Source organism: Luteibacter sp. W1I16 (assembly GCF_050434905.1).
In the GTDB taxonomy this organism is placed as follows: Bacteria; Pseudomonadota; Gammaproteobacteria; order Xanthomonadales; family Rhodanobacteraceae; genus Luteibacter.
On sequence record NZ_JBNDJJ010000001.1, the window covers coordinates 3210118 to 3223610 of the forward strand.

14 protein-coding genes are annotated in these 13493 nt (G+C 66.4%); 8 read left to right on the forward strand and 6 right to left on the reverse strand.

Going from position 1 to position 13493, the window contains the following annotated elements; genetic code table 11:
- Window positions 1-101: 101 nt before the first annotated feature.
- A complete protein-coding gene (locus QFZ41_RS14085) occupies window positions 102-1421 on the forward strand; it encodes a multidrug effflux MFS transporter (protein WP_429199343.1) in 1320 nt (439 codons plus the stop codon).
- 33 nt (window positions 1422-1454) lie between these two features.
- Here QFZ41_RS14085 and QFZ41_RS14090 read toward each other — a convergent pair whose 3' ends face one another.
- From QFZ41_RS14090 to QFZ41_RS14110, 5 genes are read right to left on the reverse strand one after another with little or no spacing between them, the layout of a single operon-like run.
- The gene (locus QFZ41_RS14090; RefSeq protein ID WP_429199344.1) at window positions 1455-1964 is read right to left on the reverse strand and encodes a hypothetical protein; all 510 of its coding nucleotides are present in this window, start codon (window positions 1962-1964) and stop codon (window positions 1455-1457) included.
- A 7-nt stretch (window positions 1965-1971) separates the two neighbouring features.
- A complete protein-coding gene (gene minE, locus QFZ41_RS14095; RefSeq protein ID WP_429199345.1) occupies window positions 1972-2256 on the reverse strand; it encodes a cell division topological specificity factor MinE in 285 nt (94 codons plus the stop codon).
- Window positions 2257-2258: 2 nt separating this feature from the next.
- Window positions 2259-3071, reverse strand: coding sequence for a septum site-determining protein MinD (minD, locus tag QFZ41_RS14100; protein ID WP_429199346.1), 813 nt, complete (start codon window positions 3069-3071; stop codon window positions 2259-2261).
- A gap of 37 nt (window positions 3072-3108) precedes the next feature.
- Window positions 3109-3882: a septum site-determining protein MinC gene (gene minC / locus QFZ41_RS14105; RefSeq protein WP_429199347.1), complete on the reverse strand. Its 774-nt coding sequence runs from the start codon at window positions 3880-3882 to the stop codon at window positions 3109-3111.
- Complete coding sequence (locus tag QFZ41_RS14110) at window positions 3879-4475, reverse strand: GNAT family N-acetyltransferase (protein WP_429199348.1); 597 nt, start codon at window positions 4473-4475, stop codon at window positions 3879-3881. Before QFZ41_RS14110 ends, minC begins: the two co-directional genes overlap by 4 nt.
- 192 nt (window positions 4476-4667) lie before the next feature.
- Between QFZ41_RS14110 and QFZ41_RS14115 the strand changes: the two genes are divergently transcribed.
- From QFZ41_RS14115 to QFZ41_RS14145, 7 genes are all read left to right on the forward strand, one after another.
- On the forward strand, window positions 4668-5933 hold the full coding sequence (locus QFZ41_RS14115) for a sensor histidine kinase (RefSeq protein WP_429200249.1): 1266 nt from the start codon (window positions 4668-4670) through the stop codon (window positions 5931-5933).
- On the forward strand, window positions 5930-6571 hold the full coding sequence (locus QFZ41_RS14120; RefSeq protein ID WP_306849782.1) for a response regulator: 642 nt from the start codon (window positions 5930-5932) through the stop codon (window positions 6569-6571). Before QFZ41_RS14115 ends, QFZ41_RS14120 begins: the two co-directional genes overlap by 4 nt.
- 229 nt (window positions 6572-6800) lie before the next feature.
- Window positions 6801-8186: a polyketide cyclase gene (locus QFZ41_RS14125; protein ID WP_429199349.1), complete on the forward strand. Its 1386-nt coding sequence runs from the start codon at window positions 6801-6803 to the stop codon at window positions 8184-8186.
- A 111-nt stretch (window positions 8187-8297) separates the two neighbouring features.
- Entirely contained in the window at window positions 8298-9233 is a 936-nt protein-coding gene (locus QFZ41_RS14130; protein ID WP_429199350.1) for an ABC transporter ATP-binding protein, read from the forward strand.
- Entirely contained in the window at window positions 9230-9964 is a 735-nt protein-coding gene (locus QFZ41_RS14135) for an ABC transporter permease subunit (RefSeq protein WP_429199351.1), read from the forward strand. Before QFZ41_RS14130 ends, QFZ41_RS14135 begins: the two co-directional genes overlap by 4 nt.
- Before the next feature lie 2 nt (window positions 9965-9966).
- Entirely contained in the window at window positions 9967-11820 is a 1854-nt protein-coding gene (locus tag QFZ41_RS14140; protein WP_429199352.1) for a GldG family protein, read from the forward strand.
- 5 nt (window positions 11821-11825) lie between these two features.
- Window positions 11826-12680 carry a cytochrome c oxidase assembly protein gene (locus QFZ41_RS14145; RefSeq protein ID WP_429199353.1) on the forward strand — a complete coding sequence of 285 codons (855 nt, stop codon included), beginning with the start codon at window positions 11826-11828 and terminating at the stop codon, window positions 12678-12680.
- On the opposite strand, the gene ppk2 is transcribed toward QFZ41_RS14145, so the two are convergent.
- Complete coding sequence (gene ppk2 / locus QFZ41_RS14150) at window positions 12674-13447, reverse strand: polyphosphate kinase 2 (RefSeq protein ID WP_429199354.1); 774 nt, start codon at window positions 13445-13447, stop codon at window positions 12674-12676. The two genes, QFZ41_RS14145 and ppk2, sit on opposite strands and share 7 nt — an antisense overlap.
- Window positions 13448-13493 lie beyond the last annotated feature (46 nt).

Below are 13493 nucleotides of genomic sequence, written 5' to 3' on the forward strand. Positions count from 1 at the left end.
AGATCGATGGATCGATTATGAGCCTTCGCCCGCCCCACGGCGAGCGCCTGGCCGCCAGCCGCTATACTCGCAAGACTTCCCCCGCACGGCCTTGCAGGACCATGTCCTCCGCGACCCGCGATCCGCGTCGCCACCTGCCTTTGCTGCTCGCGGCCCTGTCGATGATCGGGCCGTTCTCGATCGACGCCATTTTTCCGGGCTTCCCCGATATCGGCCGCGACTTCGCGGTGGGCGATGTCGCCCTGCAGCAGTTGCTCAGCGTGTACCTGCTTGCCTACGCGGTGATGAGCCTGTTCCACGGCGCGCTCTCCGACGCGTACGGACGCAAGCCCGTGATCGTCATCGCCATGGCCATCTATACCGTCGCCTCGGTGGGCGCCGCGATGGCCCCGAGCTTCAGCTTCCTCCTGTCCTGCCGAGTCTTGCAGGGCATGTGCGGTGGCGCGGGCATCGTGGTCGGACGCGCGGTCGTCCGCGACACGATGCACGGCGAGGAAGCGCAGCGGATGATGTCCAAGGTGATGATGATCTTCGGCATCGCGCCGGCGATCGCTCCCATCGTCGGGGCGTGGTTGCTCGGCATCGACGGCTGGCGCGGCATCTTCTGGGCCCTGTCGGCGTTCACGACGGCGTTGACCCTCGGCGTGGCGTATTTTCTCGTGGAGTCGCATCCCGGGGAGCGGCGCACCGTGTTTCTTCCGCGTCCGCTGCTTGCCGGGTATCTTCGTATCGCGCGCGACATGCCGTTCTGGCCGCTGGCGTTGGCGAGTTCGGTCAATTTCGCCGGCTTGTTCCTCTATATCGCCTCCGCGCCCCACGTGATCCGCGACCTGCTGCACCTTGGCGCCGACGGATTTCCCTGGCTGTTCGTGCCGGTGGTGACGGGCATGGTCACGGGTGCCTTCATCTCCGGCCGCGCGGCGGGGCGGGTGAGCCCGGGGCGAACCGTCGCGTGGGGTTATGCGGCGATGCTCTCTTCGTGCGCCCTCAACCTGGCTTTCGCCTTGACGCTCGATGCGCCGCGCGTGCCATGGTCGACGGTACCGCTGCTGCTCTACGGCTGCGGGGTTCAGCTTGCCTTCCCGACGCTGACCCTGCTCCTGCTGGACCGTTTTCCCGAGCAGCGCGGCGGCGTGTCCTCGGTGCAGGCCTTCGGCAGCCTGATCCTCACGGCCCTGGTCGCGGGCGTGCTTTCACCGGCGCTCTCCGGCAGCATGCTGACCCTGGGCATCGGCACCACGTCGCTCTGCCTGCTCGGACTGGCGGCCTGGGTTTCCTATCTCCACCTCGAACGCCGCGGCCTCGCCCGTGCTGCCAGGATGGAAACGGCCCAGGTGGGAACCAGCCCTGTCGGCGATCCCGCGACAGCGGGCCAGGTTTCGGCAAGCACCCATCGCCGACAGGGTCGGCTCCCACCTTAGGCGACTGCCACCTCAAGTAGCTGTCTGGTCGGTTCAGCCGACGAGTAGGCCGCGTGCGCGGAGGAAGGCCTGTGCTTCGGCGGCGTCGTGTTCGAACCAGGCCCGGGTGGAACCCAGGCGGTAGGTGTAGCCCCAGCGGTCCATGTCTTCCATCAGGCGAGCGGAACCTACCGACGGTAGCTCACCGGCGAGGACGATCTGCAGGTAGCAGGTGGCGTCTTCTTCCTCGATGGAATCGGTGGCGTCCGTGTGCACCAGCGCGCGTTTCTCCTCGGGAAGCACGAGAAGGTGACACGCTTCGTGGAGCAGTGAGTGCACCGGCGTGTCGGCACGGGCGTAGACGGTCGTGCCGATGATGCCGGCCTCGGTGTCGCCCCAGAAACTGCCGGGAATGGCTTCGCCGTCGGCGATGGCCACGAGTGCGAGGCCATGCCGTTCGAGTAGGCTGCGCGGTTCGTCGAAACCGATCTCGCCGACGCGCAGGACGGCGTCGGCGGGATCGATGCCGGGTGGCGTGACGGCCCCGGCCGGATACTCGACCATCGGTGGATCAGCTTGCCGAAGCGGCCGGCTTGCCCGCGACCTTGCCATCGGGCAGGGCGACGGAAAGCTCCAGCACCTCGTGCCCGCTGTCGCGTTCGAGGCTGACGTTGACCGCCTCGACGTCGACGTTGACGTACTTGCGGATGACTTCGAGCAGCTCGTTGCGCAGCAGCGGCAGGTAGTCCGGGCCACCGCGCGTCGAGCGCTCCTGGGCGACGATGATGCGCAGGCGCTCCTTGGCCACGCCCGCGGTCGCTTCGGGTTTGCGCTTCAGGAAATCGAGGATACCCATGCTCAACCTCCGAATACGCGCTTGAGGAAGCCCTTCTTGACCGGCTCGAGGAAGCGAAGCGGACGCTCTTCGCCGAGGATGCGGGCGACGGTGTCCTTGTAGGCGGCGCCGGCGTTCGAGTTGTCGTCGAGGATCACCGGCACGCCGGCGTTGGACGCGGCGAGCACGTTTTCAGATTCCGGGATGACGCCGACCACCGAGATGCCGAGGATCTCCTCGACGTCCTTGACGCTGAGCATCTCGCCGGCTTCGACGCGATTGGGGTTGTAGCGCGTGAGCAGCAGGTGCTGCTTGACCGGACCTTCGCCCTTTTCGGCGCGGCGGGTCTTGCTCGAGAGCAGGCCGAGGATGCGGTCGGAGTCGCGCACGGAGGAGACTTCCGGATTGACCACGACCACGGCGTGATCGGCGAAGTACATCGCCAGGTGCGCGCCCTTCTCGATGCCGGCCGGGGAATCGCAGACGACGAAGTCGAAGTTTTCCTTGGTCAGTTCGTCGAGGACCTTCTCGACGCCTTCCTGGGTCAGGGCGTCCTTGTCGCGCGTCTGCGAGGCGGCGAGCACGAAGAGGTTCTCGTGGCGCTTGTCCTTGATCAGCGACTGCTTGAGGGTGGCTTCGCCGTGCACGACATTGACGAAGTCGTACACCACGCGGCGCTCGCAGCCCATGATGAGGTCGAGGTTGCGCAAGCCGACGTCGAAGTCGATGACGGCCACCTTCTTGCCCTGCATGGCGAGGCCGGTGGCGAGGGAGGCGCTGGTGGTGGTCTTGCCGACTCCGCCCTTGCCCGAGGTGACGACGATGATTTCAGTCAAGAGATGTCTCCGAGTGTTGCCAGCGACGGCGGCTGCGTCACAGCCGCGCGATCATGAGTTTTCCATTGTCGAGCCAGCATTGCACGGGCTGGCCTTCGAATTCCTTGGGCATGTCTTCGAACACGCGGTAGTGCCCGGCGATCGCGACCAGTTCGGCGCGGAAGTCCGAGCAATAGATGCGTGCCGATTCGTCACCCTGTGCGCCGGCCATGGCACGGCCGCGCAGGCTGCCGTAGATGTGGATGGAACCGTCGGCGATGACTTCGGCGCCGTTGGCGACCGTGGCGGTGACCACCAGGTCGCGGTCGCGGGCGTACACCTGCTGCCCGGAGCGCACGGTGCTGCCGCCGTGGTGTTGCGCGGTGATGGTGCCGGCGCTTTCGACGGCGGGTTGGTCCGGCGCCGCGCCGCGGGCGGGTTCCGCGCGGGCCCTGGCGGGTGCTGCCGGAGGCGCGTCGCCCTGGCCGGGTTCGTACTGCGCACGGAACTTGGCGATCAGGGGCAGGCCCATGCGCTCGGCGAGGGCTTCGGTCTCGCTGGTGCCGTACGCGATGCCCACGGGCAACATGCCGGCGCTGCGGATGGCCTCGAGCAGGGCATCGACCATGCCGTCGTCCGGCAGCTTCGAAAGGTGCGAAAGATCGAGTACCACCGCGGCGCGGGAGAACATCTGCGGCGCGGCGCGCACGCGGCGCTCCAGCTCCTCCACGAGGGCGGCGGCATCGACGCGTCGCACCCGCACGCAGGCGATGCCGACCTGGCCGAAGCGCAGGTCGCAGGCGGCTTCGAGGGATTCGGCGCGGGCGTTCACGCGACCACCCCCTGGCGATCGACGGGGCGATGGCGCTCGGCCAGCCATTCGACGGGCGGCAGTCCACCCTGTTCGAGATAGCGCTCGCGCACGAAGGGGAAGCTGGGCAGTTCGCGGGCGAGCAGGCTCACCTTCGGGCCGGTGTCGCCCATCGTCTGCTGGCCGACTTCCTGAAAGCCCATGGTGCCGTGGAACAGCACGGTCTGGTCGTTGCGTGGTTCGAGGAAGACCTCGCAGGTCAAGAGCGGCACACGTACCTCGGCATAGCTTTGTACATCGCAATAAAAAATCCGGCCCAGCCCATGACCGCGCGATTCGGACGCGATCACGATGCGATCGATGTACACGAAGCTGTCGTAATGGACCTGGAACCAGCGGAAGTTCGGGCTGGCGTATTCGGCGTCGGGACGCATGGCGATCAGGAAGCCGAGGATGCGGCCGTCCTGTTCGGCGACACGAAAGTAGTGGGCGATTTCGTAAAGGTGGCGCAGGCGGGCGAGGTCCGTGGCGAGGATGCCGGTGCCTGCCTCGTTGTTGAGTGCCAGCACGGCATCCAGGTCGTGCTCGCACACGTCGCGGATGGCAAGGGCCATTCGTTGCTCCGCTTGAGTGTTCTTGGAATGAGACGGCCGCCGGGCCGTCGAATGCGCGGCATTATGGCACGCTCCGGCCCCGCCGGGGAGCGCGGCCTGGATGTAAAACCGTTGTAAAGCCGGTGTTTGCCGTGAGCGCGCACGTGACTTCAGTCAGGTGGTGCGGACCGCGTGAAGCCCTATGATGCGGGCATGTCCAAGGTCCAGTTCAATCACGTCCGCCTGCTCAGGTACGCCACGTACTTCGTCTTCCTGTGCGTGGGCCTGCCGCTGTCGATGCAGCGCGCCGGTCACGAGCCGGGGCAGATCGGCGACGTGGCGCTGCTTTCGTGGACCGCCTGTTACCTCGTCTTCGGCCTGGTGTACTGGCTGCTGACCCGCAACCTCGGCTCGCGGGTGGATGGCGCGACCCGGGTGGCCGTCCTGGTGATCCTCACGGGGACCGCCCTGGCCATCGGCGTGTTGAGCAAGAGCGGCGTGGCTGCCCTGCTGCTGATCATCGTGGCGACCGTGGTGCCATGGCTGGTGAGCCTGCCGATGGGCATCGCGTGGATGGTGGTGGCCCATCTGGCCCTGGTGCCCGTGTTCCTGGAGGTGCCGGGCTTCTCGTTCATCCAGTCGCTGATGCAGGCCTGCCTGTATTTCGGTTTCTCGGCCCTCGTCTTCATCACCTCGATGGTCGCCAGCCAGCAGGCCGACGAGCGGGAGGAACTGCGCCGGCTGAACTCGGAACTGCGCGCGACCCGGGCCCTGCTGGCGGAATCCACCCGCATCGCCGAGCGCATGCGCATCGCGCGGGACCTGCACGACCTGGTCGGCCACCACCTCACGGCGCTCAGCCTGAACCTGGAGGTGGCCAGCCATCTGACCAACGACACCGCCCGCGAGCACGTGCTGAAGGCGCAGAGCACGGCCAAGCAGCTGCTGGCCGATGTCCGCGAAGTGGTGAGCGAGCTGCGCCAGGACGATGCCATCGACCTGACCCAGGCCCTGCGCAGCCTCACCGAAGGCGTGCCGGGCCTCGACGTGAGGCTGAGCGTGCCGCCGCGCTTCGGGGTCGAGGATCCGCGCCGCGCGCAGATGCTGCTGCGCTGCGCGCAGGAAATCCTCACCAACACCGTTCGCCACGCCAACGCGCGCCATTTGTGGCTCACCTTCCGCCACACCGGGCCGGACGAACTCTGCCTGGACGCCCGCGACGACGGCCGCGGCACCGGCGAGTTCAGGCCGGGCAACGGCCTGACCGGCATGCGCGAGCGTCTGGCCGAGTTCGGCGGCAGCGTCACCTTCCGTACCGACCCCGCCGGCGGCTTCGCGCTCACCGCGCGCCTGCCGCTGGGCGAGGAATCCACCCTCGCGCACGCGCCACCGCGGCCCGTCCTCGACCCCTTGCTCGACGACGAGCCCGGTGCTCCGTCGCGTGCCAAACTCTCCGTTCCTTCCGAGGATCTCCGATGATCTCCGTCTGCCTAGTCGACGATCAGAACCTGGTGCGCCAGGGCATTCGTTCCCTGCTCGACCTCGCCGGCGACATCCGTGTCGTCGCGGAATGCGCCGATGGTGCGCAGGCGGTGCAGACCATTCCACAGGTGCGCCCGGACGTGGTTCTGCTCGACCTGCGCATGCCGAACATGAGCGGTCTCGAGGTGCTCCAGGCACTGGGCGGGCGCAACGAACTGCCGCCGACCATCATCCTCACCACCTTCGACGACGACCAGCTGGTGCTGGCCGGCCTGAAGGCGGGCGCGCGCGGCTATCTGCTGAAGGACGTGTCGCTCGACCAGCTGGTGGAAGCCGTGCGCACGGTGGCCGCGGGCGGCTCGCTGGTCGCGCCCATGGTGACCCAGCGCCTTCTGGCCGGGGTGGGGCGCATCCAGAACCAGTTCTCCAGCCTGGAGCAGCCCGACCCGCTCACCGAGCGTGAGACGGAGATCCTGCGGTTGCTCTCGGGCGGCTACAGCAACAAGGAAATCGCCAATTCGTTGCGCGTGGCAGAGGGCACCGTGAAGAATCACGTGTCCAACATCCTTTCCAAGCTGGGGGTTCGCGACCGTACCCGCGCCGTCCTGAAGGCCCTGGAACTTGGAATCGTCTGAGTCCGCGCCGACACGTTCGGCGCAAAGCCCGTCACTCCGGCCGAAAATCCGCTTGTGCGCGCTTGCGAAAAAGGGCAGGGGACCCAATGGCGTTCGCCGCCGCGAGCAAGTACCATCGGCTCTTTCGGCGCGGGCGAACCCCTGCCACGGGCCGATTCTTCAGGGGTGAGCGCACGGCGTCCATGGCCGCGCGCGGAACCTGTTCGTAAGACGTTCGGAGAACCGTGGAATGACGCGTCTGTTAGAATTTATTGTCGCCCTCGTCATCGTCGCCGTACTCGGTGTCGTGGTCGGCGTAGCTATGCCCTCGACCGGACATGTCGAGCGCGAAATGCTGATCAGCAAGGACTTGCGTCAGGTTTACGACGTTTTCAGCAACTTCCGCCGCTTCCCTGACTACACCGTACTGCGGTCGTTCGACCCCAAGGTGCAGTTCGAGTTGTCCGGCAAGGCCTATGGCCCCGGTGCCAAGATCGCCTGGAAGGCGGGCGACCCGAAGGTCGGCGACGGCTCGCTGGAGATCGCTTCGATCGATCCGGGCTTCGCGCAGATCTCCGAGGCCGGCAAGGGCACCATCGTCTGGAACCTCGACAACGCCTGGCGTGGCGAGGACAAGAAGTTCACCATCAAGCTCGAGCGCACCGGCCGCAGCCAGAAGCTCGTGAAGGTGAACTGGTCGTATGACGTCTCGTACGGCTTCAACCTGATCAGCCGCTTCTCCAACCTGTATATCCACGGCGATCCGGACGCGCTGATCCAGTTCAGCCTGTCGAACCTGCAGAACCTGATGGCGGCGATCCCGAACATCGACTACAGCAAGATGGTGCCGTCGATCGCGGACCAGCCGGCCAAGCCGATCCTGTTCGTCTCCACCACCGCACCGCGCACGCTCGACGACGTCGACACCGCGTCGGACAAGGCGATGGCCGAGATCCAGGCCGCGGCGAAGAAGCTGGGCGTGAACATCGTCAGCCCCCGCATCACCTTCACCACGAACTGGGGCGATCAGAACTACACGTTCGACGTCGCGGCCGAGATCGATTCGACCACGTTGAAGCTCAACGGCCAGGACGTCGAGATCACCGCCGCCCAGCGTCCGTCGCTGGACGCCGCCGCCCCTGCCGAGGCTTCGACCGCCGCCACCGCGCCGGCCGCCGCCGATACGGCTGCGCCGGGCAGCAAGGACAAGTACGGTCGCATCGTCGTCGACGGCAACGTCAAGGCCGTGCTCGCCTTCGGTGGCAAGGCCCTCAAGGCCGAGTGGAACGGCACCGGTGCCGGCCTGCCGCAGACCCGCCAGATGCTCGCGGCCTACTCGCAGACCCACGGCTACAAGTACGACGACGTGACCTACCGCGCCTACGACATCCAGGTGAAGGCGCCGGTGAACAACAAGGGCACGATCGAGGGTTACGACGAACAGAAGTTCGAGATCTACCTGCCGCTGCAAGGCGATGTGCCGGATCAGACCCCGGAACAGGAAGCCGGCATGAAGCAGCCGGGCCTGGAAGAAGCGGCTCCGGCCGGTTCGTCCACGGCTCCCGCCCCGGCAGGCAGCGCGCCCGCTCCGGCGGGTACCGCACCGGCCCCGGCCAGCACGGCCGCGGCGCAGTAAATCGCGCTGACCCGATGCCTGAAAGCCCCGCCGGAAACGGCGGGGCTTTTTTGTGGTCTGTGGGAGCCGACCCTGTCGGCGATTCCTTAGCTACAGCTACACTGCCAGCCGATGATCGAAACCGAACGACTTACCCGCTGCTATGGCCCGCTGACAGCGGTCGATTCCCTGACCCTGCGCGCCGAGCCGGGTCAGGTGCTCGGCCTGCTCGGACCGAACGGCGCGGGCAAGTCCACCGCCATGCGCATGATCGCGGGCTTCCTCACGCCCACCTCGGGCACCGCGCGCGTATGCGGCCACGACGTCCGCAAGGAGCCGCTCGCGGCGAAGCGCGCGCTCGGCTACCTTCCCGAAGGTGCGCCCAGCTACGGCGAGATGACGATTCGCGAATTCCTCGTCTTCATGATCCGGGTGCGCGGCCTTGAGCGTGACGTGGCGTTCCGGCGTTTCGACGAAGTGGTGATGCGGCTGGAACTGGAGGAAGTGCTCGAGCAGACCATCGGCACGCTGTCGAAGGGCCTCCGCCGCCGCGTCGGCCTGGCGCAGGCGATCCTCCATGACCCGCCGGTGCTGATGCTCGATGAGCCCACCGATGGCCTCGACCCCAACCAGAAGCACTCGGTCCGCATGTTGATCGACGCGATGGCCCGCGAGCGCACGATCCTCATCTCCACGCATCTTCTGGAGGAGGTGCATGCGCTGTGCAACCGCGTGGCGATCATCGCCAATGGCCGCCTGCTGGCCGATGCCACGCCGGCGGAACTCGAGGCACGCTCGCGCTACCACGGCGCGGTGTCGTTCAGCGCCGCGGGCAGCGCGGTATCGCGCGAGATGCTGGCGCGCATTCCCAACGTGGCCAACGTGGAAGTCGATCCGCTCGACGGCCGCGTGACGGTGTTCCCGCGCGCGGGGCAACCGATCCTGGACGAGGTACAGGCCTTGCTGCGCACGCAGAACCTCGAAGTGTCCGAAATCCAGCTCGAGCGGGGCCGTCTCGACGAGGTCTTCCGGCAGATCACCACGCAGCCGCGCGGAGCACAGGCATGACCGGCGTACTGGCGATCGCACGCCGCGAACTGTGGGCCTACTTCGTCACGCCCGTGGCCTATGTGTTCATGGTGATCTTCCTCGTGCTCGCGGGCTTGCTCACCTTCTACACGGGTGATTTCTACGATCGCGGCCTGGCCGACCTTCAGCCCTTCTTCGACATGCATCCGTGGTTGTACCTCGTGCTGGTGCCGGCGGTGACGATGTCCATGTGGGCCGAGGAGCGTGCGTCCGGAACGCTCGAATTGCTGTTCTCCCTGCCCGTGACGATCTCCCAGGCGGTGCTGGGCAAGTTCATGGCCGCGTGGGCGTTCATCGGCATCTGCCTCGTGCTCACCTTCCCGATCTGGATCACGGTGAACTACCTGGGCGATCCGGACAACGGCGTCGTGCTGGCCGGCTACGTCGGTAGCTGGCTCATGGCGGGCGCCTTCATCGCGATCGGTACCTGCATGTCCACCGCCACCCGTAGCCAGATCATCGCCTTCATCCTCACGGCCGCGGTGTGCTTCGTGCTGTTGCTCGTCGGCCAGCCCCAGGTGCTGGATTTCTTCCAGGACTCCATACCGCCCAAGCTGATCGGCGCGATGGGGCAACTGAGCATCGCGCGGCATGCCAACGCCATCGCGCGTGGCGTGCTCGACCTGCGCGACCTGGTGTACTTCTTCGCCACGATCGTCGCCTGGCTGGCCGCGAGCGTCGTCGTGCTCGACCTGAAGCGGACGCGTTGACCATGCGCCACTTCCACCTCTCACGATCGTTCCTGCTACGGCTCGCGTTGTTCGCCATCGCGGGTCTCTTCCTGGTCGTCATCGCGGTCAGTTCGATGTCGTTGCGCACCGCGCGCATGGATCTCACGGCGGATCGCATCTACACGCTGACGCCAGGCACGCAGAACATCGTGGACAGCTTGCGCAAGCCACTGACCCTCACCCTGTATTTCTCCGAGCACGCCACCCGCGACCTCCCGCAACTGCGCAGCTACGAGCAGCGCGTGCACGAGATGCTGCGCGAGATCGCGGTGCGCGCGCATGGGCGCATCCGGCTCAAGGTGATCGATCCGGTGCCGTATTCCGACGACGAAGATGCCGCCGAGAGTTATGGCCTTTCGCCCGCCAGCGGCGGAAGCAACGGCGAGCGGGTGTTTTTCGGGCTGGTGGGCACGGCAGGCACGGGCGACGTGCCGCCGCAGGCGATTCCGTTCTTCGACCCCGCGCGCGAGCCGTTCGTCGAGTACGACATAGCCAAACTGCTCTACGAACTGGGCATGCCACAGAAGCCGCGGCTGGGTGTGATCAGTTCGCTGCCCGTCGAGGGCAACCTGGTCATCGGTGAGCCGGCATGGGCGGTGGTGCGGCAACTGGATCAACTGGCCGACGTGACCAGCCTCGACCCGGACGGACTGAAGCAGATCGACCCCGCCTTGAAAGTGGTGTTGCTCATCCATCCCAAGCGCCTCTCCGAAGATGCGCAATACGCGATCGACCAGTACGTGCTGCACGGTGGCCACCTGGTGGTGTTCGTCGATCCCGACTCGGAAATGGACAATGCGCCGATGGTCGACGCGCACGGCATCGTGGACGACCACGATTCGGACCTGCGCCGGTTGTTCGAGACTTGGGGCGTGGTCTACGACCCGACCAGGGTGGTGCTCGACCGGTCCCAGGCGTTGACCATCGAACTCAACGGCAACAGCATCGGCCATCCCGCGATGCTGGGCCTGGGCACGCAGGACCTCAATCACGACGACGTGGTGACGGCGAGCCTGCAGCGGGTGAATTTCTCCACCGCGGGTTTCTTCGAACTGGCGACCGACACGAAGGCGCGGTTGATTCCCCTGGTGCAGACCTCGGACGAAGCCGCCGTGATGCCCTCGCAGCGTGTGCGCGACGCCGCGGGCGATCCCACGAGCCTGCTGGAGAACTATGAGCCGACGCACGAACGCTATGTGCTCGCGGCACGCCTGCGCGACACCTTCCGCACCGCCTTCCCGGAACGCCACGACCGTGGCCACCTCGACCGTGCCGCGGCACCGGGCGAAGTGGTGCTGGTGGCGGACACCGACATGTTGTCGGACCGCCTGTGGATCGACGTGCAACCCTTGCTCGGCCAGCAGCAGCTCACGCCCTTCGCGAACAACGGCGACTTCGTGGCCAACCTGGTCGATAACCTCGGTGGCTCGACGGCGCTGCTGTCGATCCGTGGCAGGGTGAATTCCCAGCGGCCGTTCACCCGCGTGCGCGCATTGCAGGCGGCGGCGGATCGCAAGTTCCTGGTCAAGAAGCGCGAGCTGGAGAACGAACTCTACGAGACCCAGCGGCGCCTCGCGGAACTGCAGCCGGCCAAGAATGGCGCGACGCCCACGGTGGCCACCGCCGAGCAGCGCCGCGAAGTGGAGCAGTACCTGCAACGGAAGCTGGCGATCGGCAAGGAACTCCGCGACGTGCAACACCAGCTCAACGCTGAGATCGACGCGCTGGGCCTGCGCCTGAAGTTCATCAATATCGTGCTGGTGCCCGGGCTGGTCGCCCTGATCGGTCTCATCTACGGCTGGCGGCGCACGCGTCGCAGCCGGCGCGTGGTCTGACCCGCGTGCTGGACGGCGTCCTGAAGTGGATCGTCCCCTGGGAGTTTTCCTGGGTCTTCCTGGCCGTGTTCGTCGCGGTGGCGTGGCTCTACCTGCGTGGATCGCGCCGTATGCGGGTGCCGATGGAGCGGCGCGTGGCGTTCTGGGCGGGGACGGCGATGGTCTACATCGCCTTGCACACCTACTTCGATTATTTCGCCGAGCATGAGTTCTTCATGCATCGCATCCAGCAGGTGCTGCTGCATCACCTCGCGCCGCTGCTCCTGATCGCGGCGTACCCGGGCACCGCGTTGCGTGCGGGATTGCCGTTCGCATGGCGCGTTCACCTGCGCCGCGCGGGACGATCCTGGCCGTGGCGGACCTTCGCCGCGTTCGTCTTCAACCCGGCCTTCGTCACGATCTTCTTCGTCGCTCTGATCCTGGTCTGGTTGATTCCGGACATGCAGACCCTCGCGATGCTCGACTGGCGCATCTATCGCGCCATGAACTGGTCGATGGTGCTGTCGGGCCTGTCCTACTGGTGGCTGGTGCTCGACCACCGGCCGAAGCCGCCGGGACGGATGGCACCCGGCTGGCGCGTGTTGTCGCCGGGCATCACGATGACACCGCAGATCGTGGCCGGCGCCATCGTCACCTTCTCGAAGACCGATCTCTATCCGATCTTCGAGATCTGCGGCCGCGCGTTCACGCTGAACGTGTTGACCGGGCAGTTGATCGGCGGCGTGATCATGTGGGTGCCGGCGGCGATGATCGAATCGATCGGCGGCTTGCTGGCCTTGCGCCAGTGGTTGCGGCTGTCACGCAACGGGCGCCTGCCACGCAGGGCGCCCGCGCGGAGGCGCGCCGCCGCGGGTCAATAGGCTTTCGGAACGCGTGCGGCCTTGCGGGTGACCTTGTCCTTCTTCGGCTTGCCCTTCAACGGAGGCAGGTGGAATTCCTTGTCGGGGCACAGCTTGTCGGGCACCTGATCGAGCAGGTGCCGGATGAGGTCGAGGCGCCCTGTCTTCTGGTCGTTGAAGTCGGCCACGAACCACGGGGCGTCGCGGGTATCGGTGCGCTCGATCATCGCGTCGCGCAGGTCGCCGATTTCCGCATACTTTTCTCTCGCTTTCATGTCCACCGGGGAAAGCTTCCAGCGCTTCAGCGGATCGGCGGCGCGCTCGGCGAAGCGTTCCTCCTGCTGGTCCTGGTCCACGGAAAGCCAGTACTTGAAAAGCAGGATGCCGTCGTCGGTGAGCTGCTTCTCGAAGGTGGGGCAGGCTTTCATGAAGGCATCGTATTGCTCATCGGTGCAGAAGCCCATGGCGGGCTCCACCACGGCGCGGTTGTACCAGCTGCGGTCGAACAGCACGAGCTCGCCCTCCTGTGGCAAGTGCGCCACGTATCGCTGGAAGTACCACTGCGTGTCTTCGCCCGGCGACGGCTTGCCGAGCGCCACCACGCGCGCGGCGCGCGTGTCGAGCTTGTCGGTGATGGCCTTGATCGTCCCACCCTTGCCGGCGGCGTCGCGGCCTTCGAAGATCACCACCATGCGCTTGCCGGTGGCGCGCAACCAGCGGGTCAGGCCGACCAGTTCGACTTGCAGGTCTTCGAGCGCCTTGTCGTAAGTCTTGCTTTTCTTGCCCATCGATGTGTTCCGCGGGGGAGGTGAGGGGCATTGTGGGGCAGGAAAG